We start from the raw sequence: 23231 nt of genomic DNA, 5'->3' as shown, positions 1-23231 counted from the left end.
GCTTAGCCTCGCTTGCCACTGGCGGCGCTCGCCACGCGCACGATCCGCGATCCGCCGCGCGAGGCGACCAGAAGGTCATCGCCCAGCTCGCAGGCGCTCAGCGTCCCGTGCACCTTGCCGTCGGCGCGCGAATGGAAACTCGACAGCGGCTTCATGTTCTGGTCGCAAAGGACCACCAGCCCGTAGGACCTTGTCACCGCGTATGGCTTCAGCACGTTCATCTGCTTCAACTGGCTGCCTTGCATGGGCTCGCGATAGTCGCGCCATGAGCCGAGCGACGGCGCCATCCAGTAGGCCTCGGGGACTTCCGCCAGCATGCGGATGCGGTAGGTGTCCTCGCGCAGGATGAACTCCACCAACTGGTTGCGCACGGAATAGAAGGTCAGCCAGTAGCCGGCGTTGAAGGCCGGTGCGATGCGGGCGGGGTAGGCCGGCAGATGCTCCAGCACGGGCAGCGTCGCCTTGGTGGCAAGGTCGATCGCCAGCACGCGGTGGCGCCAGGCCTCCGAGACGTAGATGCGGTTGGAGCCGGTGGTGGCGATGCCGGCCGGCCAGGCCAAGCCATCCCTGATCAACCCCAGCCGGCCGTTTTTCAGATCGAGCCGCCAGACCGAACCGGATACGCTCTTCTGCATCAGGTCGCGACGCCAACCGCTCGCCGGCACTGAGGCCGAGCCGTTGGCCATCAGCAAGGTGTTGCTGTCGAGGAAGGTGAGAGCGGTGATGCAGGAGAGGCGGCGAGCCTCCTCGCCCGTCGCCTCGCGCCCGTCATGCAGGCCGCCGCGGATGACGACGCCCTTGCCGTCGATGGCCATCGCGGTCATGCCGCGGGCATGGGCGAGTGCAGTGATCTCGCCCGGAAATTCCTGCAAGGTTTCGGCATGGCCGTCGGCGCTAAAGCGCATCAGCCGGTTCGCGCTGCTTGCCAGGAGGCCCTTTTCGATGCGCACGAGATTGTCGGCCTCGGCGAGGCCGGCGAATTGGCCGGCTTCCTCCAGTCCTTGGTTGGGCAGCAACGGCCCGTCGAGCGTCGGCACGGTCACGGCCCACTCGCCACGGCCGAGAAAGCGGTCAAGAAGCTGGTTCAAACCGCTCATGACTTTTTGCCCCAGTAGGAATCCGAGCTGAACCAGTCGGGATCGACGCCTTTCAGGGGCAAAGTGCCCATGCGGTTGTTGAAGATGCCGCAGAGATAAAGGATGCCCTTGTGCTCGCGCATCGAGGTGATCATCGGATGCTTTTCGCCTGCCTGGTCCCACAGGCTTTCGAGGATCTGGCCGTTCTCGTCGAAGCGCAGCACGCAGCCGGTGTTGAGATTGGGCATCAGCCACGCATCTTCCGATACGCGCCGCGCCATGCGGCGGCGGAAGCCCGGCATTTCAAGCGAGAGATCCAATGCCGGCGTGCGCATGCCCATCAGGGCCAGCCAGTAGGTGCCGTCGGAGGCGCGGTTGATGTTGTCGGGATAGCCGGGCAAGCCCTCGATGACGCGCTCGACCTGGCCCTTCTTCGGGCCATCGAAATAGTAGCGGCTGATGCGGCAGGCCCAGCTTTCGGCGAACAGCACCGACTGGCCGTCGAAGGCCGTGCAGATGCCATTGGGGAAGACGAGGTTTGACAGCAGTGTGCGTGTCGAACCGGATTTGGGATCATGGACGATGATGCGTCCGTTGCCGCGGCTTTCCAGCGCGTCGGCATACCAGTCGTGCATCTCGAAGCGCACTGTCGCTTCCGAGAAGACGATGCGGCCGTCCGGCAGGATGTCGCAGTCATCGGCGAGCTTCATGGTGGAGTCGTCGACCACCGAGGTCAGTGAGCGGTTGGTCTCGGCGGTCAGCAGTTTTACATCCCCGGCCGGCGAGACCTGGTAGAGGCCCATGCCGGCGACGCAGATGACGAGATTGTCGTCGCGGTCGAAAGCCATGCCGAGCGGCGAGCCGCCAATATGTGCGAACACTTCGCTGTCGGTGTAGTGCGGCGGCTGGAAGCGCAGGATATCGCCTTGGCGGCTGCCGGTGTAGAGACGGTCCTGCCGGTCGAAGATCACATCTTCCGCGCCGTCGAGAAAGCCGAGGCCGATGACGCCGACGTCCTTCAACCGGTCGTTCACCGCCATCGGCGCGCCGGGCGCGGTCGAGATCGCCTGCGGCATCTTGGCGAAGGTCGGCGAGATGTAGACGCTGCGCAGGATCTTGTGGCGGTTCTTCACCCAGCGTACGTCGAGAAGCACCGACAAGAGCAGCACGATGCCGAGGATCAGGAAATTGACCGGGCCGGGCACGGCCAGCGCAAGCAGGCTGTTCGACAGGACAAGCACGAAAACGGTGCCCATCAGCGCCTTGGCGACCGAGCCGCGCCCGCCGCCGAGCGAGATGCCGCCGAGCACGGTCGCGGTCAACACCTGCAGTTCGAGCCCGGTGCCGATGTCGGAAGCAGCACTGCCGATGCGGGCCGAGAAGAAGAAGCCGGAGAGCGCCACCAGCACCGAGCACAAGACATAGGCGCTGAACAAGATGAAGCGCACATTGATGCCGGCATTGTAGGCAGAGCGCCGCGCGCCGCCGACCGCGAACAGCCGCCAGCCATAGCGGGCGCGCGACAGCACGAGATGGATGATCAGCGCGATGACGACGAAGACCACAAAGGATGTCGGCACGCCCCAGATCGTGCCGAAACCAAGGAAATCATAGGCCGGCGAATCCGAACCGCTGGTGACGATCCGCGTCGAGACCTGCGGGAAGACGATGTCGAAGGTCGAGCGGTAGATGATGAGCGTCACCAGCGTGGTGAGAAAGGCCCGCATGCGCAGGAAGCCAACCAGGAAGCCGTTGATGGCGCCGCAGACGACGCCGAGGCCCAGGCACGCCAACAGGCCGGTACCAAAGCTCCACTGCTCGACATTCATGCCATAGAGCGTGACCAGCACGGCGAGCGCGAAGGTCGACCCGACAGACAGATCGATGCCGCCCGATACCATGACGATGGTCATGCCGAGGACGACCAGCCCAAGCTCGGCTGTCTGGCCGCTGAGATTGGTCAGCGTCGCCAGATCGAAGAAGCCCGGCACGATCGAGCCGAAGATCGCGCACAAAATGACCAGCGCCGTAAAGGGGATGACGCTGTCGATCCACTTCTTGGTCAGGATCTCCCCGACCACGTGGTCGGGGAGCAGGCGGTAGCGCCAGCGCACAAGGCTTTCGGCCATGCTCATCAAGGAAGTCCGTTACTTGAGCTCGTCCAGCTTCCAGCAATTCCTGCCGGTCGCATTGGCCTTGTCGACGCGGGTGATCGGACCGAAGAAGATGGTCTTCTCGCTGCCCGCTTGCCGGCCGGACTGCTGCAGCAGCTCGGAAATCTGCTGTGCGGCGATCTCGGCCTGGATCGGGGCATTAAAGTTGAAGATCACGTCGAGCAGCCCGTTCTTGATGCTCTCGCAGCCCGTGGCGCTGCCGGCGCCATTGGTAACGATCGTCACCTGGTCCTGTTTGCCGGCGGCCGCGACGGCGGCGCCTGCGCCGACCTCGGCATTGTCCCAGATGCCCATGATGCCGCACAGGTCCGGATGCTGCTGGAGGACCGTCTCGGTGATCTGGCGGGCCTTTTCGCTCATGTAATCGGCCGGCTGGTCGGAGACGAGCTGCAGCTCGGGATTGGCCTTCAGCACCTCGTCGATGCCGGTGCGCATGTAGATGTTGGCGGCGCCCGTCTGGACACCGGCGAGCCAGACCACCTTGTGCGAGACGGCATTGGGGCCGGTGCAGTGTTTGGCCAGTTCGCCCATTTCGAGACGGCCCATTTCGATCCAGTCGTTGCCGACATAACTGTCGGTCTGGGTGGCCGACTGCATGTTGACTTGCAGCACCTTGATGCCGGCCGCCTGCGCCTGTTTCAACAGGCGTGCGTAGGTTTGGACATCGGGGTTCTGCACGATGATCAGGTCCGGCTTCTCGGCGATGGCGCCCTGCATGGCGCGGATGCCGGCATTGGTGTCGCCGGAGGGATCGCGCACTTCAAGGCTGAAGCCGTAGCGTGCCGCGTGACGCTGCCACACCACCACCCATGCCTGGTTGAGGTCCATGCCCTGTGAGATCGGCACGAAGATGACCTTCTTGCCCTTGAGCGCCTCGAGATACGTGGAGCGGCCGACCTGATCGGTTTCCTGCGCCGTGGTGATTTTCGCCGCGCCCAGCAGCGCGAGCGCTGTCATGCCCGCGAACAGGCAGTTCTTGAACAACTTCATGTCTCTCCTCCCAGATTTAAGTCTCGGTTCTTGTTTCAGATGTCGCCGCTTTGCGAGGTCTGCTCGTCGCGCGGATTGATGATGGCGTCGATCGCCAGCGCGCCCAGCAGGATCACGCTCTTGATCAGGTTCTGGCTGGTGTAGCTGAAGTTCAGGATCGTCATCCCGTTGGTCAGGATGCCGACCAGGATGGTGCCGACGATGACGTTGCGTACGCCGCCCTGGCCACCGGAGAGGCCGATGCCGCCCAGCACGACCACCAGCAGCACGTCGTAGATCAGGCTGGAATTGTAGAGGCGCGTGTCGATGCCGGTGACCAGTCCCAGCATGATGATGCCGGCGGTATAGGCAATGAGGGCGCTGATGACATATTGCGTCACGATGATCGGGCGCGTCGGTAGCCCGGTGGTGCGGGCCGCGTTCGGGTTGTCGCCAGTGGCATAGACCAGCCGGCCGAAGCGGGTCTTCCTCAGGAAGAAGCCCATGAGCGCGGCCACCGCCGCGAAGATGATCACCGACATCGGGATGCCGAGGATGGTTCCGTTGCCGACGAATTTCAGCCAGCCAATATCGGAGGGGGCATAGAGCACGTCGGACGCAAAGACGATGCGGCCAGAGCCGTAGACCGAGGATGCGATGGCAAGGGTGGCGAAGATCGGCGGAATTTCGGCCACTGCCACCATGACGCCGGTGAACAGGCCGATGACCGCGACCAGGATGGCGCCGCACATGATGGCCAGCGTGAAGTCGACGCCCCAGGTGGAGATCCAAATGCTGAAGGCGACGCCGACCACCATCACCGCCACCATGGTCAGGTCGATGCCGCGCCCGACGACGATGAACCCCATGCCGACGGCCAGCGTGCCGAGGATCGAGACATTCTTGAGAATGGCAAGGATGTTGCCTTGGCTCAGGAAATTGTTGAGCGTCGCCGAGAACACCAGGAACAGGACGGCCGAGATCGCGCCGACGACGAGTTCCTGGGACATTTTGATGCCCAAGCGCGCGGTGTCGGATTTGCCCGAACCAGCCAAGTCAGTTCCTCCCTCGCTGCCGGTTTGAACCAGCGGCGTGCCAAAGCGGCCTTGCCCCAGGGCTTTGCCGCGACGACGTTTCCTCCACAGCCCTAAGCCGGCTGCTTGCGTTAAGACCATCGCGACTCAGGGCGGCAGGGGCAATTTCGATTTTCTGATGCGCTGTGCAGTTCGTCAGTGTGGAGAAAGAGGATGAGGAATCGTCGGTTGTGTCCTCTGCCGGATTTCACCTGCCGCAAAGCTCAGCCCGATGCCGGTAGCGTGCCGCGATCCCGTGACGGTACTTTCTTGAGTGACGGGAGTGTCTGGCCCGGCAGTCAAGCGGCTCTGCTTCCCCAGGTTCCGTCCTATAGGCAGTTTCCCTCGATCATCGCCATCAGGCAATCGCCAGATTGTGTGCCGCTGATGCCCAGATCACGCACGCTGTTCATGTGGTTTCGGTCATTCAGGCGGAGGTCGCAGACAAGGTGCCCCTGCGCGCGCAAGCGCTTTCCGAAGTCGGCGGCCTGCTGGTGAAAAGGTGACGTTTCCTGATCTCCGACGAGAATGGTCGCTGCCGTCTCCGGGTCATGCCACCGCGTCATTGGGGTGAAGGCAGCTGCCTCCTCATCGGTGATTCCGATTAGCGGCTGGAGGAAGGACGTCTGAAGGGGCTTGAGGTCGTAAAGGCCGCCTAGCAGCAGCGCCGCACGTATGCGCGATGGCATTGGCGTCTTTTCGAACAGGAATGTGGCCAGGTGTGCGCCCGCCGAATGACCACTTACGCTTAGCCGGGCAGGGTCACCGCCATGAGCGGCTATATTGTCCAGCACCCATTGTTTGGCGCGCCGGACCTGGGCGACGATTGCCGCCATCCTGAATTCGGGCATCAGCGCATAGTCGACGATGACCGCGATCGCCCCAGCTTTGGTGACTGTGTTCGCTACATAAGAATAGTCGCTCCTGGAGAACATGCGCCAGTAGCCGCCATGGATGAAGATGTGCACGGGAAGATCCCTGCGCGCGCCGGGCGGAAAGAAGAGGTCCAACCTTTCGGCCTTGCCCTCGCCATAGGCGATATCAGCCGACATCGGCAGGGTCGCCCGGGTTTCGGCGCTGCGGCTTACTATGTCGGCCACGATATCGTCAAAGTCGGCCACATGGTCGCGGGTGCGGAAAGGGTCCTTTGACATGACTGCCGGTTCAGAAGGTGACGGCAATATATTTAGCCTCCATGAACTCGGCGATGCCGTGGTGCTGGCCGCCTTCGCGGCCAAGGCCACTCTGCTTGACGCCTCCGAATGGTGCGGCCGGATCCGACATCAGTCCTCGGTTGAGACCGATCATGCCGGCCTCGATCCCCGACGCCACCCGCATGCCGCGTCCAATATCGCGTGTGTATATATAAGCGGCCAGGCCATACTCCGTGTTGTTAGCATGTGCGATCGCCTCGGCCTCGGTGTCGAAGCGTGTGATGGGTGCCACCGGGCCGAAAATCTCCTCGTGCGCCATCTCCGCATCGGGCGGCACATCGGACAGCACTGTGGGCGGATAGAAGAATCCTTCTTCCTCCGAAATTGACCCGCCGCAAAGCACCTTGGCCCCCCGGCCCACGGCGTCCTTGACCAGGCGGTCGATCTTGTCGACAGCCTTTCTGGTGATCATCGGCCCGCATTCTGTATCTGCATTCGGTCCCGCTCCCACCTTAAGTGCCGCCATGCGCTTGCGGAGCCCGTCGGCAAAAGCATCACAAATTCCCGATTGTACATAAAGGCGATTGGCGGCGGTGCAGGCTTCGCCGGCGTTGCGCATCTTGGCGATCATTGCGCCGTCGAGGGCGGCGTCGAGATCGGCATCGTCGAAGACGACAAACGGGGCATTGCCGCCGAGTTCCATCGAACAGGAAATGACATGCTTTGAGGCCTCGCCGAGCAAGGTTCTGCCGACACCCGTCGACCCCGTGAAGGACAGCTTCCTGACGCGCGGATCGGCGAGCATGGCCGAAGTCAGCGGCCCGGGACTGGTCGTGGTCAGCACGTTGACGACACCGGCAGGCACGCCGGCTTCGCTGTAGAGTGCCGCCAGCGCATAGGCCGTCAGCGGTGTTTCACTTGCCGGCTTCAAGACGACAGTGCAGCCCGCCGCCAGCGCCGGCGCGATCTTGCGGGTCGCCATAGCGGCCGGAAAATTCCACGGTGTGATCAGCACGCAAATTCCGATCGGCTCATAATCGACCACGATGCGATTGCTGCCGGAGGGCGCGGTGCCGAACTCACCGGTGATGCGGACCGCTTCCTCAGCATTCCAACGGAAGAACTCGGCGGCGTACGCCACTTCGCCGCGCGCGTCGCGCAGCGCCTTGCCATTCTCCAGGGAGATCAGCATGGCAAGCGTTTCGGAGCGTTCGACCATGAGCTCAAAACAGCGCCGAAGGATTTCCGAGCGTTTGCGCGGCGCAGTTTCCCGCCATCCCTTAGCTGCTTTGGCCGCGGCCGCGACGGCGGCGGTGGCGTCCTCGACCGTCGCATCGGGAACTGCCGCGATCACCGCCCCGGAGGAGGGATCGACGACATCGATGAGCCGACCGTCGAAGGACGGCCGCCAAGTGCCGTCGATGTAAAGTCCGTGCGAAAAACCGCGCACGTCATAGCCATCCTGGTCGAGTTGCTGAGCCTTCAAATTCATCGCTTTGTTCCGTTTTTCACATAACGCAGGCGGCGAGGTCGCCGTCATGGGCAGCCTGGACGAGGCGTCGCATCGTGCCGAGATCGAAGGCACGCGGATTGTTCTTGATCAGGCGGTCGATGCCGAGCGCTTGCTCGGCGGTCCAGTCAAGCTTATCGGCGGGGAGGCCTAAATCCGCCAGTGTCGGCGTAATGCCGATCGCCGCGAACAATCGCCTGATCTCCTCGATTGTGGCGGCTGCCATCTCGGCGGCGGTTCTGGCCTTGGTCTCCAAGCCAAGTGCCGCGCCGATCTCTGCCATCTCGTGAGCGGCGACGCGGCTGTTATAGGTCATCACGTAAGGCATCATTGTCGCTACGCCCAAACCATGGGCGGTGTGGGTGAGGGCGCCTGCCGGATATTGCACGGCATGTGCCGCCGCCGTGCCGGCGGTGCCGAACGCGCAGCCCGCCGCCAGAGCGCCCATCATGACATCGGCGCGCGCGTCGGCATCGGTGCCGTCGCTGCAGGCTTTCTCCAGGCTCCTGCCAAGCAGTTTTATCGCGAGCAACGCGAAATGGTCGGTCAGCGCAGTCTTGCCGATGAAGACATGCTGTTGCGGCAGATTGGGGTCTTCACCGCGCCGCATGGCGGTGAAGGCCTCGATCGCATGGGTCAGCGCGTCAGCGCCGGCGATCGCGGTCAGGCCAGGGGGGCAGGTCATAGTCAGTTCGGGATCGCACAGAGCGACTGCGGCGATAAGGTGAGGGCTCGATATGCCGACCTTGAGCGTCCGGTCCGGGTCGGAAATCACCGCGACCGGCGTCACCTCGGAGCCGGTGCCGGCCGTGGTAGGCACGGCGATCAGCGGCAGTGTCGGACCCGGCACCTTGAACTCCCCGTAATAGTCCTGGAGCTTGCCGCCATGGCTGAGAAGCAGCGTGGTGCATTTGGCGAAATCGAGACAGCTGCCGCCGCCGACTCCGATCACCATGTCCGGCCTGAACCCCTTCGCTTCCTCGACACAGATGCCGACCGTGTCGCGTGGCACGTCGGGCAGAACGCGGTCATGCACGAGGACTTCGATCGAGGCTGACTGAAGGGACTTGATGATGTCGGCGAATACCGCTGTGCCCGCGAAACGCTCATCGGTGCAGACCAGCGCGCGTCGGCCGAACCGGGCGGCGACCGTCGGCAACACATGGCGCTGCCCCTTCCCGAACAGGATTTCACGCGGCAACCGCAGGGCGGCGAAGAGGGTCATGATCGGTCCTTTGACGGCGGCTGACTGGAAACGGAGGCATTGAACTGGGCTTGGATCGGACGGTCTAAGAGTGTGTCTCTCGCCCTAAAACATATCCGCTTTAAAATCGTATAGGATATAGGATTGCATCGACGGAACCATCGTGTTAGCAGTCCTCACTGTCAAGAGGCAAAATATGCAGACCGCAAACTTACCCGACCCAAGCGACGCCACCATTGGAGCTGGTCGCATCCAGCGCGCCAACAGTCTCGTCGAAGATGTCTATGAAGCCATCTTCGCGCAGTTGATGGCGCTGAAGATCACGCCGGGCTCACGTATTACAGTCGATAGCCTGGTCAAGGAATTCAACGTCTCGCACACGCCGATCCGCGAAGCCCTTGGCCGGCTCGAAGGCGAAGGCCTCGTGCTCAAGACGCATTTGATCGGTTATCGTGCCGCACCCCAGATCACCCGGCGCCGTTTCGACGAATTGTACGAGATGCGTCTGCTGCTCGAACCGCATGGCGCCGCGAAGGCCGCCGCAATGATGGACGAGGCCAAGTTCAATGTGTTGCTCGAAGCCGCCGGCGTGATGTCACGCCGCGAAGGCAAGGATGATCGCGTACGCTATTCGAACTTCGCCAGGCAGGATGCGATCTTCCACGACAAGATCTTGGAGTTTTCTCAAAACGAACTCATCCGCGAGACGTTGAGCCACCAGCACACGCACTTCCACATCTTCCGCCTGATGTTTCATGCACGTGTGACCGAAGAGGCACTTGACGAACACGAGGCGATCCTTGCCGCGTTCGGCTCTGCCGATCCCGATGCCGCCGCAAAGGCGATGCGCATCCATATAGAGCACTCGCGCGATCGCCTGCTCCCGGCATTCGATTGAGGTCGAAACGGATGTCCATTGCCGCGAATATCGCCGGGGAGGGCGGGAGCACGTTGTCCAGCAATGCGCATGGTTCGCTCGAACCGGTGCTGCGCGCCCAGCAATTGTCCAAGCAATACGGCCCGGTGACGGTGTTGTCGGACGTCACCCTAGACGTCCTGCCCGGTGAGATCCACGCCATCATTGGCGAGAACGGTGCCGGCAAGTCGACGTTGATGCGACTGCTGTCCGGCTATGTCGAGCCAAGCCACGGCACATTGTCGATGAGCGGACATGCGGTGAAATTTGCCAAGCCCAGCCAGGCACAGGATGCCGGTATTGCCTTGGTTCATCAGGAGATCCTGCTCGCAGAGGGGCTCACGGTCACCGACAATCTGTTTCTCGGGCGAGAGCTTTCGCGTGGCCTGGTCGTGGATGACCGCACCATGCGCCGGCTGGCGGCCGAGAAACTGGCGCAGATCGGTTGCGTGGTCTCGCCGAGGGCACTGGTGCGCGACGTCTCGCTGGCAGACCGGCAGATGGTGCAGATCGCTCGTGCTCTGCTTGACGACTATAAATTGGTTATCTTCGACGAGCCGACCGCCGTTCTGACCGGTGGCGAGGTCGAGCGCCTGCTGGAGATCGTCCTGCGACTGAAGGCTCACGGCACCGCCGTGCTGTATATCAGCCACCGGTTGGACGAGGTGCAACGGGTGGCCGACAAGGTGACCGTTCTGCGCGACGGCAAGATGGTCGGCACCTATCCCGGCAAGACGCTGAGCCAGATGGATATGGCGCGGCTGATGGTCGGTCGCGAACTGGCCGCACTCTATCCTGAAAGGACCGCAGCGCCTTCGGATGTACCGATGCTGAGCGTGAGGAACGCCTCCGTTCCCGGCTATGCGGAGGACGTGTCGTTCACGGTCCACAAAGGCGAGATCCTCGGGTTCGCCGGCATGGTCGGCGCTGGCCGAACCGAACTCTTCGAGGGCATTATCGGCCTGCGCCCGGCGGCCGCCAAGGTCGAACTTGAGGGCAAGTCGATCCATTTCCAATCGCCGCGCGCGGCGATCGACGCCGGCGTCGGTTACCTGACCGAGGATCGCAAGGGCAAGGGACTGCTGCTGCAGGAGCGCCTGGCGCCTAACCTGACGCTGTCGGCGCTCGGTGTGTTCCATCCCGGCCTCTCGATGGGTCGGCGCAGTGAAGCGAAGGCCCTGGAACAGGCCGTGGAGGCATATGACATCAGGCTGAAGAGCCTCGGCGCCAAAGCGGGCCAGCTTTCCGGGGGCAATCAGCAGAAGCTGCTGCTGGCGAAGGTGCTGCTGACCGATCCTTCGGTGGTCATTATCGACGAGCCCACGCGTGGCATCGACATCGCCAACAAGGCGCAGATCTATGCCTTCATCCAGGAGCTTGTGGCGAAGGGCAAGGCCTGCATCGTCATCTCTTCGGAGATGCAGGAATTGATCGGCATCTGCGACCGCATCCTGGTGATGCGCGAAGGCCGCATCACCGGCGAGGTCAGCGGCGCCGAAATGACCGAAAGCAACGTGGCGGTACTGGCGACCAGTGGCCCCAAGCCAGGGCCAAAAGCCAAGGGAGGCACAGAATGGCTGTCATGACCGAATCCGCACCCAGGCGTCGCGCCCTGGATCTCAATGTCAGTTGGACCGACATCGGACCCTTCCTTGCGCTGGCGGCCCTCCTGGTCGTGGGTTACCTCATCAACCACGATTTCCTGTCCGCCACCAACCTCGCCAACGTCATCACTCGCAGCGCCTTCATCGCCATTATCGCGGTCGGCGCGACATTTGTGATCTCGTCCGGCGGGCTCGATCTTTCCGTCGGCTCGATGGCCGCCTTCATCACCGGCATCACCATCATGTTCATGAACACGGTGGCGCCGCATGCCGGTATCTGGGCTATTCCCGCCGGCATGGCGGTGGCGATCCTGGTCGGCCTGCTGTGCGGGCTTGCCAACGGCCTCATCGTCACGGTCGGCAGGATCGAACCGTTTATCGCCACGCTGGGCACGATGGGGATTTTCCGGGCGCTGATAACCTATCTGACCGACGGCGGCACGATACCGATCGACCGATCGCTGCGCGAGGCCTACCGGCCTGTCTATTTCGGCACGGTTGCCGGCATCCCGGTTCCAATCCTCATATCCATCGCCGTCGCCGCGGTCGCATCCTTCATCCTGTACAAGATGAAATACGGCCGCAAATGCGCGGCGGTCGGCGCCAATGAGGATGTCGCCCGTTATTCCGGCATCTCGGTGATCAGGACACGGACCGTCGCCTATATCGTCCAGGGTGTCTGCGTGGCCATTGCCGCGATCTGCTACGTGCCGCGCCTGGGCGCCGCAACGCCGACGACCGGACAGCTTTGGGAACTGCAGGTCATCACCGCAGTGGTGATTGGCGGCACCGCGCTGCGCGGCGGCAAGGGCCATGTGTGGGGAACAGTCGCCGGCGCCGTCATCCTGGAGCTCATCGCCAACCTCATGGTGCTGTCGGACTTCGTCTCCGAATACCTCGTCGCCGCTGTTCAGGGCGTCATCATCATCATCGCCATGCTCATCCAGCGGTTTTCGAATTCGAAATAGCGCCGCGTCCGGACCACGCGGATCAACGTTCTTGTAGGTCCAAGGGAGAAGACAATGTTCAGTAGAAAATGGATTGCGGCGGCGACACTTGGCGCGCTGCTGCTGGCCGGCCAGGCCATGGCGCAAGACAAGAAGGTCATCGCGGTGTCGATACCGGCAGCCGACCACGGTTGGACGGCGGGCATCGTCTATCACGCACAAGCGGCGGCCAAGGAAATCAATGCTGCGTTCCCGAACGTCGAGGTGGTCGTGAAGACGTCGCCGTCCGCGGCGGAGCAGGTCAGCGCGCTTGAGGACCTGTCGGCCAGCCGCAAGCTGGACGCTTTGGTGATCCTGCCTTACAGCTCGGAAGAACTGACTCAGCCGGTCAAGGCTATCAAGGACATGGGCACGTTCATCACCGTCGTCGATCGCGGTCTGACTGACGCCTCCGTCCAGGATCTTTACCTCGCCGGCGACAATATCGCGGTTGGCACCAACACAGCCAAGTTCATGATCGACAAGCTCGGCGGCAAGGGCGACGTCGTTGTGCTGCGCGGCATTCCGACCGTCATCGACGACGAGCGCATCAAGGGCTTCCAGGACACGATCAAGGGTACGAACCTGAAAGTCCTCGACATCCAATACGCGCATTGGAACAGCGACGAGGCCTTCAAGCTGATGCAGGACTATTTGGCCAAGTACCCGCATATCGATGCGGTCTGGGCCAATGACGACGACATGCTGCTTGGCGTGCTCGAAGCGGTCAAGCAATCGGGCCGGACCGATATCAAGCTGGCGCTCGGTGGCAACGGCATGAAGGACATCGTCAAGAAGGTGATCGACGGCGACGCCATGACGCCGGTCGAGACGCCATATCCGCCGTCGATGATCAAGACCGCGATCTACATGACCGTCGCCAACCTGATCGGCCAGGCACCCGTCCGTGGCACCGTCAAGCTCGACGCGCCGTTGATCACCCAAGCCAACGCCAAGGAATACTATTTCCCTGACTCGCCATTCTAACCCTATCCGATTTCACCGAAAGGCAGGGCGCGGTCTGCGCCTCGCCTAGCTCAAACACTGAGAGGAAGAGCCATGCCAGGCAAAAAGATACTGATGCTGACCGGTGAGTTCACCGAAGAATACGAAATCTTTGTCTATCAGCAAGCCATGGAAGCCGTCGGCCACACCATCCACGTGGTATGCCCGGACAAGAACGCCGGAGATCTGATCAAGACCTCGCTGCACGACTTCGAGGGCGACCAGACCTACACCGAAAAGCTCGGCCACTATGCGCTGATCAACAAGACTTTCTCGGAAGCTGAGAGGCAGCTCGATCAATATCATGCCGTCTACTGCGCGGGCGGCCGCGGCCCGGAATACATCCGCACCGACAAGCGCGTGCAGGCGATCGTGCGCCATTTCCACGAGGCCAAGAAGCCGATCTTCACCATCTGCCACGGTGTGCAGATCCTGATCGCTGTCGACGGCGTGGTGCGTGGCAAGAAGGTCGCAGCACTCGGCGCCTGCGAGCCTGAAGTGACACTGGCGGGTGGCACCTATATCGACCTGTCGCCGACCGAGGCCTATGTGGACGGGACAATGGTTTCTGCCAAAGGCTGGACGGCGCTTGCTGCGTTCATCCGCGAATGTTTGAAGGTGCTGGGAACGGAAATCCGCCACGCGTAAGCTTCTGGAACCGACGCATTCCCCAAGGGATGCGTCGGTTCTCTTCAATAGCGCCTCCATATCCATATCAATTCGGTCGGGATCGCGGCTGTCGAGCGCACCGGTATAGGCGAGATGCTCAAGGAGTGCCGCCTGGTTGCGCTGCTTTCGTCCTTCTTGTGCTGGCGCGCGGCGCTGTTTCGGCGTCCGGATTAGAGGTCGTGTCGTCGACCGTGCGGCCCGTCGTCGCCCCAAGCGATCACGCTCGGTGCCGAGGTCCGGTGAACAAGTTCCCACAAAACCTTCTGACAACCGTTCGATCGGCGCTCAGGCGCGACGTCACCATGAAAGCGGGATGCGCCTGAGTTCAGGCCTGCGTCAGTCAAGCTGGCATCGCGGGCAAATGGTCTCCCGGCGTCCGGGTTGGTCATCGGCCTGACGAAAAGAACGGCGTCTAGGAACGATTCCGGCCGGCTGCCGTTGCCTAACATTAGATATCTCTTATGGAAGTTGCGAAATGCCGCTGTGTCAGAATCTATGCCCTCTTGAAATGACGTTCAAATGCCCGCGTTGCGGATTGGCTTTGCTGAAACCCGGGCGCTGGTTTCAGGTTGCATCCAAATATCGCTGCGAGGGGTGTCACAGCGAAATCCGGATTACTTATCCCGACAAGATTGCACTGTTCCAGAAGCATGCGGCGCAGCGCGAGGCTCCACCTTCGCCAAAGCATAGCTCAGTCCTGACCAAGTCATTCAGCGGCTAGGCCATGGTCCTGCCCGGGGGCGGCGGGGCGACTGAACGCTGACTGCCGGCGGCAGGGTTGCCTGTTGCATGGAACGAAATCCGTTCCCTGCGGTTGGAAGGTCATGCCTCCAGCTACACGCAATTGAACCGGCCATGCCCTGCAGTCAGGAGCAGTGATGCAAACATACCTGGTAGAGCAAATGGAAGGGGACGACGTGGTTGCGGCGAGTAATGTCAATGCGTCCAGCCCGTTCACGGCGGCGACTATATCAACAGGACGCCAGGTTACCCTGAGGACATGGGAAAACAACTGGGTTCGTGTCACGGATGAGCTTGGAGGGGAAGTATTCGCATACTGCTTCGTTTCAGGCACTGGCGAAGCGGACCGCAGCGCACAGCCCGACACTTCGGTAAGGTAGCACAGCCGAGCGAGCGCAGGCTGGCATGCTCAACTTCGAACGATTTAAGCGATCAAGACCGCCTCGCGCATCATCCGAATGATTGATGAAAAGATCATGCCGCGGGGCGATAAGCGGCAACAATCCTAGCGTGGGGCCCTTATGTCTCTGGCGCATTTAGAATCTTCGAGGGCGATTCAAACGGTGCAGGCTGACTACCAAGCGGTGGTCTCTTGTCGATGGTCAAAAGTTCGCGATCATGCTCTTGACGAGGGCGGGCCCGTTCTACGCCTGCATCAACGGATGGGAACTGGCTTCGTCGATATTCCGGTCTTTGATCACCTGAGGGAAATCGCCGGGCGTTATTCCGAGAAATTAGCCGCCAGCGACGGCACCAACCGACTGACCTATTCCGAGCTTTTTCGGGCGGTCGAGGCCTTGGCCAGCCGGATTGAAGCCGTCGTTCCCGACGGAAATGCGGTTGGAATACTTCAGGCCAACTCGGTCTGGTACACCGTTGCCATGCTGGCCAGCATGGCATCCGGTCGACCGTCGGTGCCGCTTAACGTGCGAGATCCGGACTCGCGCATCAACGAAATCGTCGCCGACGCGAGGCTCTCCGCCATAATTGGCGACAAAGGCCTCCACGGCCTTGATCTGCCCCAGCACGTTGCCCGGATCGAGATAGCGCAATCGTTGCAGGCAACGCTTCGTCCAGCTGGACACCGTACCGTTTCTGTCGATGCACCGGCAATCGTGCTTTATACCTCCGGCAGCACGGGCCGCCCCAAGGGAATTGTCAACAGCCAGCGGAACTTGCTGTGCCGGGTGCAGCAATATGTCGACGCGTGCCACATCAATGCGCAGGATGTTTTCCTGCCCCTGACCGGCCCGGCAACCATCGCCGGTTGTCGGGAAATCCTTGCCGCTCTTCTTACGGGTGCTACGTTGCAGCTTGTGGAGGTCGAAGCCGTGGGCCTGCGCGCGGTTCGCGGCCGCATGCAATCGGAAGGCGTGACGATCACCTATCTGGTGCCGGCATTGCTTCGCGCTCTCCTGGCGGATGAGCCCGCGGACGCCTTTGGTTCACTCAGGGTTGCCCGAATTGGAGGCGAGAAGGTGTCCTCGGCCGACATCCGCCTGGTGCGCAAGGCTGTCCCGCCAACTTGCCTGGTGCAGATCGGCTATTCATCGACGGAAACGACTGGATCGCAGTGGTTCTTGCCGCACGATTGGCCGGAATTCGATTCCTCAGCTCCCGTCGGTTGGCTGCTTCCGGGAATCGGCTTCGCGATTGTCGATGAAGAGGGTTACCCGGTTCAGCCCGGCAAGATCGGAGAACTGTTGATCAGAAGCCCGTATGTCGCACTCGGATATTGGGAAAATGGGGCAGTCGTTCCGTTTGAAATAGATCCCGACGACCAGACGCTTCGTATCTTTGCGACGGGCGATCTTGTGCAAATTGGGAGTGATGGCCTGTTGCGGATCATCGGTCGCAAAGGGCGCCAGATAAAGGTCAATGGGCGGCGCGTTGAGCCGGCCGAACTCGAACGGGTTCTGCGTGGCGCGCCGTCGGTGAAGGATGCCGTGGTTATCGTCACCCCGGCGAATGAACTGGTTGCGTTCGCCGTCCCGCACGGCGGGGCGGGAGCCAGTTTTTGCGACGAGCTGCGCCAACTTGCCAGGACAAAATTGCCGCCGGCGCTTTGCCCGCTGCGGCTCCATGCAAGCGCCGAGATACCGCGACTGGCCAGCGGAAAGATCGATATGGCAACGCTGGCTGCAATCGACCTTTCGGTTCGGGAAACAACGCCCCCACCGCAAATCGCCCATGCGGGAAATGAAGTTCCTGCTCATCAGATAGTACGGCGTGCCTGGACCAAGGTCCTTAAGACGCGGGTCGCCCTGGGGTGCTGGGATGAAGCGGGGGGAGATTCGCTTAAGCTGCTCCATTGCGTGATGGAAATCGAAAGCGCGATCGGGCAGGAGCTCGGATTGGAAGCCTTCACGGTTGGAATGAGCTTCGATGAGATGGTTGCAGCGGTCATTTCCGCTCAAGGAGGCGGAGAGCACGCGCCCGCCTGGAAACACGAGCCTCCGCTGCTTTTCCTTTTCCCCGGTTCGGTCGGCTATGGTCCGAGCCTTGCTTCGTTCGCATCGGCAATAAGCAAGGTCGCCAGGGTGTCTCCCATCAGATATCCGGCCCTGGGCATGATCCTGCAAGGTCAGAACACTGTCGCCGCAATGGTCGAAGCTGCAATCGATCATATCAACCGCGTGCAGCCTACCGGCTGTGTTCGCCTGCTTGGCCACTCGCTCGGAGGAGCGGTCGCTTTTGAGGTTGCCGCGCGTCTGCTTGATCAAGGGCGAGCGGTAGCGTTCACGGGCATTCTGGATACCAGTCTGGTCGGCGAGCGCAGCAAGCGTTGGGAGACCATTACCCGGACATTTCACCGGATCCGAACCAATCGTATATCGGCTAGTCGGGTGGCGTGCCGCGCGCTTGCCAAGGTCGCGGTCAAAATGCACTGCGAATCCCGGCTTGCCAGCTTCCTCGACCGCTATGCCGAGGGTCAGTTCAACCCGACGAGCTTCAGAACCAAACTGGAACTGCAGGAGGTTCTGCGGGCGCGCGCCTTCTTCCAATGGCTGGCAGAACCCAGGCCGATACTGCCGATCACCGGCACCTTGTTCCGTTGCGCGCGGCCCGGAATGCCGCTTGCACTCGGGTGGGACCGGGCATTCGTCCATCTGGACGTCATTCCGATCGCCGGCACTCACATCGACATGGTCGTGGAGCCCCATCTGACCATCAATCGCCCGCTCATCGAAAACGCTGTGACCGAGACCTACTCTTCAGTCGAGTCACGCCAACAGGAGGCAGTGTCATCGACCTGATCGGGGAATTCAGCAGCGATGTGCTGGCGCTCGATGCCCGGCTGGAGATCGATCGCATCGTCGAGACTTTGCGCGAACAGGTTCTCGGCACACAACGGCGTCGCGGAGTGGTCGTCGGGCTCTCCGGAGGCATCGACAGTTCGGTCGTCGCAACGCTGTGCGCACGGGCGTTCGGGAAGGACAAGGTGCTCGGCCTGTTCATGCCGGAGCGCCATTCGTCAGGCGACTCGTTGAGGCTTGGCCGCAGCGTCGCCGGGCAGCTTGGCATCGACACAATCCTTGAAGATATCGAGCCGGCGCTTGAAGGCATCGGCGCCTACGCCCGACAGATCGAGGCCATCCGAACTGCCGTCCCTGGATATGGCGAAGGCTGGAAATGCAAGCTGGTCATGGCATCGGTGCTGGAGAGCAGCGGCCTCAATATCACGCGCCTTACGGTCGAGGATCCGCACGGAAAGATCGACACCGTGCGTCTGTCGCCGGCGGCTTACCTGCAGATCGTCGCTGCCACCAACTACAAGCAGCGGGTTCGCAAGATGACTGAATATTATCACGCGGACCGCCTCAACTATGCAGTGGCAGGCACGCCGAACCGGCTCGAATACGACCAAGGCTTCTTCGTCAAGCAGGGCGACGGCGTCGCCGACGTGATGCCTATCGTCCATCTCTACAAGACCCAGGTTTACCATCTGGCGGAATATCTTGGTATTGACCAGGAGGTGCGAACAAGGCCGCCGACCACGGACACGTTTTCCATGGCGCAAACCCAGGAGGAGTTCTACTTCGCCTTGCCCTATCAGCTGATGGATTTGTGCCTCTACGGCATGAATCACGGAATTTCGGCCGGCGTGGTTGCCGCTGCCGCCGGCCTCACTGCCGCGCAAGTCGAGAAGGTCTATAAGGATATCGTCAGCAAACGCCGCGCTGCACGCTATCTTCACGCACGGCCACAGCTGCCCGCTGCGATGGACAGGGACTGACCCATGTGCGGCATCGCCGGAATTGTGGCGCTGAACGCGGCTGCGGAGCCTCCTTCACGAGCCGCGCTTCTACGAATGGCAGCCGCGCTCTCCCATCGAGGCCCGGACGAGAGCGGCCTTTACCGCGACAGGCGAGCGGGGCTGGCGCATACCCGCCTGTCGGTCATCGATCTCTCGACCGGACAGCAGCCTCTTGCCGACACAGGCAATACCACCTGGATCGTCTTCAACGGCGAGATCTTCAATTACGTCGAGCTGCGTGACCAGCTCATAGCCCTGGGACATCGTTTCCGCACCCGCAGCGATACGGAGGTCGTCGTGCATGCCTACCGCGCCTGGGGTGTGGGCGCGTTCGAGCGGCTGAACGGGCAATGGGCACTCGCCATCTGGGACTCGCTGACAGGCCGCCTCGTCCTGTCGCGCGATCGGTTCGGCATCTGCCCGCTGCATTTGTGCGAACACGCTGGCCGCCTGCATTTCGCCAGCGAAGTTAAGGCCATCTTCGCAGCCGACCCGGCGATACCGCGGGCCTTCGATCCGGCGGGGGTCGACCAGACTTTCACGCTGTGGACGGTCGTACCGCCGCAAGGCGTATTTCAGGGGATACAGGAACTTACCCCCGGCCACGTCCGCATCTACGACAATGGCAGCGTTCGTGAGCACGCTTTCTGGAAACCTTGCTATCCCGAGAGCGAGGACCTGGCCCATGGCACCTTCAGGGGCTCGCTGGAGGATGCGGTGGACGAAGTGCGCGGCGCCTTGCAGGCCGCGACGGCGCTTAGAATGGTCAAGGCGGATGTGCCGGTCGGCTGCTACCTTTCCGGCGGGCTCGACAGCTCACTTGTCGCCATGCTCGGGAGGCGCTTCGCCGGCGCGCCGCTCCAGACTTTCTCGTTGCGTTTTGCTGACGCCGAGTATGATGAAACCCGTTACCAGCGGCTGGTTGCCGGTGCGAGCGGCGGCGAGCACCACGAGGTGGTGGTTTCGCGCGGTGACATCGCCGACATCTTCCCGGATGTGATCCGTCACGCCGAGCGTCCGATTCTCAGGACGGCGCCGGCGCCGTTGTTCCTTCTCTCTAGGCTGGTGCGCGAACATGGTATCAAGGTCGTGCTGACCGGCGAGGGGGCCGACGAGATGTTCGCCGGCTACGACCTGTTCCGGGAAGGCAAGGTCCGCCGCTTCTGGGGGCGGCAGCCCGCATCCGCCCGCCGCGCGCGACTGCTGGAACGCCTCTACCCCTATCTGAGCCGCTCGCCGGTCAAGCAGCAGGCGATGGCGCGCCAGTTCTTCGGACACGGTCTTCATGCATTTGGCGCGCCCGGCTTCGCGCATGACACCCGCTGGCGCACCACCAGCGCCATCAAACGGCTGTTCTCGGCCGACATGCATGCCGAAGCGGCGCGCCACGACGCAGTGGCGGACCTGCTCTGCCGTCTGCCCGAAGAGTTTCTACGATGGGGTCCTCTCGCGCAGGACCAGTATCTTGAGATCAGGACGCTGATGTCGGGCTACCTGCTCTCCTCTCAGGGTGACAGGATGCTGATGGCCCACTCCGTCGAGGGGCGCTTCCCGTTCCTGGACGACAGGCTCGTGGCCTTGGCGAATTCGCTACCGGCCGACTACAAGCTGCGCATTCTGGATGAGAAACACGTGCTGAAGCGTGTGGCGAAATCGATCGTCCCCGCGGAAGTCGTGGCCCGCAAGAAGCAGCCCTACCGGGCGCCCAACGCACTTTGCTTCATGGGCGATAGCGCACCCGCCTATGTCCGCGAAGCACTCTCGGAGACTGCCCTGCGCGCGGCGAATGTCTTTGATCCGAACTCGGTCGCGCGCCTGCTGGACAAATGCGCTGCCAAGACCGGCGATGGCGATCTGTCCAACTCGGACAACATGGCGCTGGTCGGCGTGCTGTCGACGCAGCTCCTCCATCAGCAGTTTGTCGCAAGCCGTCCATCAAGCGGGCGTGCGGTCGACCTCAGGATAGATGTCGATCGCCTGCACAGGGAAGAGGTGCTGGTATGATGCATGGCGCCGTCCCTCTGCTGCACGACTACCTCAGCCATTCGGCCGGCCGGCTCGGCGACAAGGTGGCGCTGGTGTGCGGCGGGCACCGGCTCGCCTATGATGAGCTTGAGACACGTTCCAACGCGGTCGCCCATCATCTCGTCACGTCCGGGGTCGCCCCCGGTGACCGCGTCATGATCTTCGCCGACAACACCGTCGAGACCGTGGTCAGCTTCTGGGCGGTTCTCAAGGCGAGCGCCGTTGTGTGCATCGTCAATCCGCTCACCAAGAGCGACAAGCTGGGGTATTTGCTCAACGATTGCCTGCCGGCAGCATTGATCACCGACAAACATTTGCAGGCAATCTTTACTGAACCGGCGCGTAACTGTCCGTCGCTGCGGCGGCTCATCGTCTCCGGTCCGGTGGACGTCGCCGAGCTCCGGGGATTGCCGCATGCCGTGCGCTGGGATGAGGCGGCTGCCGGCCACGGCAAAGCGCCGGCCCGCCGCCGCATCGATATCGATCTCGCAGCCATCATCTACACGTCGGGCTCGACCGGCGAACCCAAAGGCGTGATGCTGACGCACAGGAACATGATGGCAGCCTGCACGTCGATTGCCTCGTACCTCGAACTTGGCGAAGACGATGTGATCCTCAATGTCTTGCCCCTGGCCTTCGACTACGGCCTCTATCAGATGATAATGGCATTCCGTACCGGGGCGCGCTTGGTCCTCGAGCGCTCGTTTGCCTTCCCCGCACAGATACTTGCGATCATCGAAAGGGAGAGAGTTACAGGCTTTCCCGGCGTGCCAACCATCTTTGCCGCGCTGTCGGATCTCAAGACGCTGAAGGCAGATGATTTTGCAAGCATAAGGTATGTCACGAACACTGCCGCGGCACTGCCGCTCAAGCACATTCGCCTGCTCCAGGAACTGTTTGCCGATGCTCGCATCTATTCGATGTACGGCCTGACCGAATGCAAACGCTGCACCTATCTTCCGCCGGAAGATCTTGCTCGAAAACCGTTGAGCGTGGGGATCGCCATCCCGAACACCGAAATGTGGATTGTCGATGAGGATGACCGAAGGGTCGGTCCCAATGTCGTCGGCCAGCTGGTCATTCGCGGGGCAACGGTCATGAAGGGCTACTGGGGTAAGCCGGAGGCTACCGCGAGGAAGCTCAAGCCTGGCCCTTCGCCCGGCGAGCAGGTTCTGTACACCGGCGACTACTGCCGAATGGACGAGGAAGGCTACCTCTATTTTGTCGGCCGCAGCGATGAGATCATAAAATCGCGGGGAGAAAAGGTGGCGCCCAGGGAAGTCGAAAACGTGCTGATGGAAATCCCGGGAGTACGGGAAGCCGCGGTCGTTGGAGTTCCCGACGACCTGCTAGGGCAAGCAGTGAAAGCGTTTGTCGTCATGGAGCAAGGAACGATCATGGGCGAAAAGCAGCTGCGGATGGAATGTCAGAAGCGGCTGGAAAACTTCATGATTCCGAAGTCCATCCAGATTGTGTCCAGTCTACCGATGACGGACACGGGCAAGCTCAAGAAAATAGCGCTTTCATAAAGCGAACACCTGGAAATCATTTGGATCGGAGGCCAATTCAATGCTGAGCACGAACAACAGAATTGACACCTACAGCGATCAGATACGCGCCTTTCTGGCGTCAAACTTCTACGTGGCCGACCCGCGTGCGCTGGAGGTTGAAACGTCGTTGCTCGACCAGGGCATCATAGACTCGACTGGAGTGCTTGAAGTTATCGGCTTCGTCGAGGAGACATTCGGCATCACTGTCGAGGACAATGAACTTCTGCCTGAGAATTTCGATTCCATCCAGGGAATTGCACGTTACGTCCTCAGCAAGGAAAACTGATCGCCGGGCTACGGTTTAAGGGCGTCTTCCC

17 protein-coding genes are annotated in these 23231 nt (G+C 61.8%); 10 read left to right on the top strand and 7 right to left on the bottom strand.

All coding sequences use genetic code 11. From position 1 onward, the window contains the following. Positions 1 to 2: 2 nt before the first annotated feature. The 7 genes from AC0L2U_RS20775 to AC0L2U_RS20745 form a co-directional block, all read right to left on the bottom strand. Entirely contained in the window at positions 3 to 1097 is a 1095-nt protein-coding gene (locus tag AC0L2U_RS20775) for an NHL repeat-containing protein (protein WP_292335670.1), read from the bottom strand. Next, a complete protein-coding gene (locus AC0L2U_RS20770; protein ID WP_127326922.1) occupies positions 1094 to 3211 on the bottom strand; it encodes an ABC transporter permease in 2118 nt (705 codons plus the stop codon). The genes AC0L2U_RS20775 and AC0L2U_RS20770 overlap by 4 nt, the downstream gene beginning before the upstream one ends. A gap of 12 nt (positions 3212 to 3223) precedes the next feature. After that, positions 3224 to 4240, bottom strand: coding sequence for a sugar ABC transporter substrate-binding protein (locus AC0L2U_RS20765; RefSeq protein WP_292335671.1), 1017 nt, complete (start codon positions 4238 to 4240; stop codon positions 3224 to 3226). A 35-nt stretch (positions 4241 to 4275) separates the two neighbouring features. Next, the gene (locus tag AC0L2U_RS20760) at positions 4276 to 5229 is read right to left on the bottom strand and encodes an ABC transporter permease (protein ID WP_236383139.1); all 954 of its coding nucleotides are present in this window, start codon (positions 5227 to 5229) and stop codon (positions 4276 to 4278) included. Positions 5230 to 5621: 392 nt separating this feature from the next. Beyond that, positions 5622 to 6446: an alpha/beta hydrolase gene (locus tag AC0L2U_RS20755; protein WP_292335778.1), complete on the bottom strand. Its 825-nt coding sequence runs from the start codon at positions 6444 to 6446 to the stop codon at positions 5622 to 5624. 10 nt (positions 6447 to 6456) lie between these two features. Beyond that, positions 6457 to 7938, bottom strand: coding sequence for an NAD-dependent succinate-semialdehyde dehydrogenase (locus tag AC0L2U_RS20750; RefSeq protein ID WP_473602590.1), 1482 nt, complete (start codon positions 7936 to 7938; stop codon positions 6457 to 6459). A gap of 16 nt (positions 7939 to 7954) precedes the next feature. After that, a complete protein-coding gene (locus AC0L2U_RS20745; RefSeq protein WP_473602589.1) occupies positions 7955 to 9181 on the bottom strand; it encodes an iron-containing alcohol dehydrogenase in 1227 nt (408 codons plus the stop codon). Between the two features lie 175 nt (positions 9182 to 9356). Here AC0L2U_RS20745 and AC0L2U_RS20740 point away from each other — a divergent pair, with 175 nt between their 5' ends. The 10 genes from AC0L2U_RS20740 (at position 9357) to AC0L2U_RS20695 (ending at position 23200) form a co-directional block, all read left to right on the top strand. Further along, positions 9357 to 10058, top strand: a complete 702-nt coding sequence (locus AC0L2U_RS20740) for a GntR family transcriptional regulator (RefSeq protein ID WP_473602588.1) — start codon at positions 9357 to 9359, stop codon at positions 10056 to 10058. Between the two features lie 11 nt (positions 10059 to 10069). Next, positions 10070 to 11662, top strand: a complete 1593-nt coding sequence (locus AC0L2U_RS20735; protein WP_473602586.1) for a sugar ABC transporter ATP-binding protein — start codon at positions 10070 to 10072, stop codon at positions 11660 to 11662. After that, entirely contained in the window at positions 11650 to 12648 is a 999-nt protein-coding gene (locus AC0L2U_RS20730) for an ABC transporter permease (RefSeq protein WP_127395959.1), read from the top strand. The genes AC0L2U_RS20735 and AC0L2U_RS20730 overlap by 13 nt, the downstream gene beginning before the upstream one ends. 54 nt (positions 12649 to 12702) lie before the next feature. Beyond that, positions 12703 to 13653 (top strand): substrate-binding domain-containing protein, encoded by a 951-nt coding sequence (locus tag AC0L2U_RS20725; RefSeq protein ID WP_023808960.1) that lies wholly within the window; start codon positions 12703 to 12705, stop codon positions 13651 to 13653. 72 nt (positions 13654 to 13725) lie between these two features. Beyond that, entirely contained in the window at positions 13726 to 14319 is a 594-nt protein-coding gene (locus tag AC0L2U_RS20720; protein ID WP_013533129.1) for a DJ-1/PfpI family protein, read from the top strand. 1283 nt (positions 14320 to 15602) lie between these two features. Beyond that, positions 15603 to 18338 (top strand): AMP-binding protein, encoded by a 2736-nt coding sequence (locus AC0L2U_RS20715; protein ID WP_473602585.1) that lies wholly within the window; start codon positions 15603 to 15605, stop codon positions 18336 to 18338. Beyond that, on the top strand, positions 18335 to 19318 hold the full coding sequence (gene nadE, locus AC0L2U_RS20710; RefSeq protein WP_281061695.1) for an NAD(+) synthase: 984 nt from the start codon (positions 18335 to 18337) through the stop codon (positions 19316 to 19318). The genes AC0L2U_RS20715 and nadE overlap by 4 nt, the downstream gene beginning before the upstream one ends. A gap of 3 nt (positions 19319 to 19321) precedes the next feature. After that, positions 19322 to 21343 (top strand): asparagine synthase (glutamine-hydrolyzing), encoded by a 2022-nt coding sequence (asnB, locus tag AC0L2U_RS20705; protein ID WP_473602583.1) that lies wholly within the window; start codon positions 19322 to 19324, stop codon positions 21341 to 21343. Next, complete coding sequence (locus tag AC0L2U_RS20700; RefSeq protein WP_164873901.1) at positions 21340 to 22893, top strand: class I adenylate-forming enzyme family protein; 1554 nt, start codon at positions 21340 to 21342, stop codon at positions 22891 to 22893. The genes asnB and AC0L2U_RS20700 overlap by 4 nt, the downstream gene beginning before the upstream one ends. Before the next feature lie 40 nt (positions 22894 to 22933). Continuing rightward, positions 22934 to 23200 carry an acyl carrier protein gene (locus AC0L2U_RS20695; RefSeq protein ID WP_127398978.1) on the top strand — a complete coding sequence of 89 codons (267 nt, stop codon included), beginning with the start codon at positions 22934 to 22936 and terminating at the stop codon, positions 23198 to 23200. Positions 23201 to 23231: the final 31 nt, after the last annotated feature.

This window comes from Mesorhizobium sp. WSM4808 (assembly GCF_055811675.1).
The sequence above is the reverse complement of the archived record's forward strand: the minus strand, read 5'-3'. Positions and strand labels throughout refer to the sequence as shown.

Excerpts from the sequence above, each read along its gene's own strand:
- AC0L2U_RS20770 (WP_127326922.1), bottom strand. The coding sequence starts at position 3,211 with ATGAGCATGGCCGAAAGCCTTGTGCGCTGGCGCTACCGCCTGCTCCCC.
- AC0L2U_RS20715 (WP_473602585.1), top strand. The coding sequence starts at position 15,603 with ATGTCTCTGGCGCATTTAGAATCTTCGAGGGCGATTCAAACGGTGCAG.
- AC0L2U_RS20720 (WP_013533129.1), top strand. The coding sequence starts at position 13,726 with ATGCCAGGCAAAAAGATACTGATGCTGACCGGTGAGTTCACCGAAGAA.
- AC0L2U_RS20730 (WP_127395959.1), top strand. The coding sequence starts at position 11,650 with ATGGCTGTCATGACCGAATCCGCACCCAGGCGTCGCGCCCTGGATCTC.
- AC0L2U_RS20755 (WP_292335778.1), bottom strand. The coding sequence starts at position 6,446 with ATGTCAAAGGACCCTTTCCGCACCCGCGACCATGTGGCCGACTTTGAC.
- AC0L2U_RS20740 (WP_473602588.1), top strand. The coding sequence starts at position 9,357 with ATGCAGACCGCAAACTTACCCGACCCAAGCGACGCCACCATTGGAGCT.
- AC0L2U_RS20745 (WP_473602589.1), bottom strand. The coding sequence starts at position 9,181 with ATGACCCTCTTCGCCGCCCTGCGGTTGCCGCGTGAAATCCTGTTCGGG.
- AC0L2U_RS20695 (WP_127398978.1), top strand. The coding sequence starts at position 22,934 with ATGCTGAGCACGAACAACAGAATTGACACCTACAGCGATCAGATACGC.
- AC0L2U_RS20750 (WP_473602590.1), bottom strand. The coding sequence starts at position 7,938 with ATGAATTTGAAGGCTCAGCAACTCGACCAGGATGGCTATGACGTGCGC.
- asnB (WP_473602583.1), top strand. The coding sequence starts at position 19,322 with ATGTGCGGCATCGCCGGAATTGTGGCGCTGAACGCGGCTGCGGAGCCT.
- AC0L2U_RS20700 (WP_164873901.1), top strand. The coding sequence starts at position 21,340 with ATGATGCATGGCGCCGTCCCTCTGCTGCACGACTACCTCAGCCATTCG.
- AC0L2U_RS20725 (WP_023808960.1), top strand. The coding sequence starts at position 12,703 with ATGTTCAGTAGAAAATGGATTGCGGCGGCGACACTTGGCGCGCTGCTG.
- AC0L2U_RS20765 (WP_292335671.1), bottom strand. The coding sequence starts at position 4,240 with ATGAAGTTGTTCAAGAACTGCCTGTTCGCGGGCATGACAGCGCTCGCG.
- AC0L2U_RS20775 (WP_292335670.1), bottom strand. The coding sequence starts at position 1,097 with ATGAGCGGTTTGAACCAGCTTCTTGACCGCTTTCTCGGCCGTGGCGAG.
- AC0L2U_RS20760 (WP_236383139.1), bottom strand. The coding sequence starts at position 5,229 with ATGTCCCAGGAACTCGTCGTCGGCGCGATCTCGGCCGTCCTGTTCCTG.
- AC0L2U_RS20735 (WP_473602586.1), top strand. The coding sequence starts at position 10,070 with ATGTCCATTGCCGCGAATATCGCCGGGGAGGGCGGGAGCACGTTGTCC.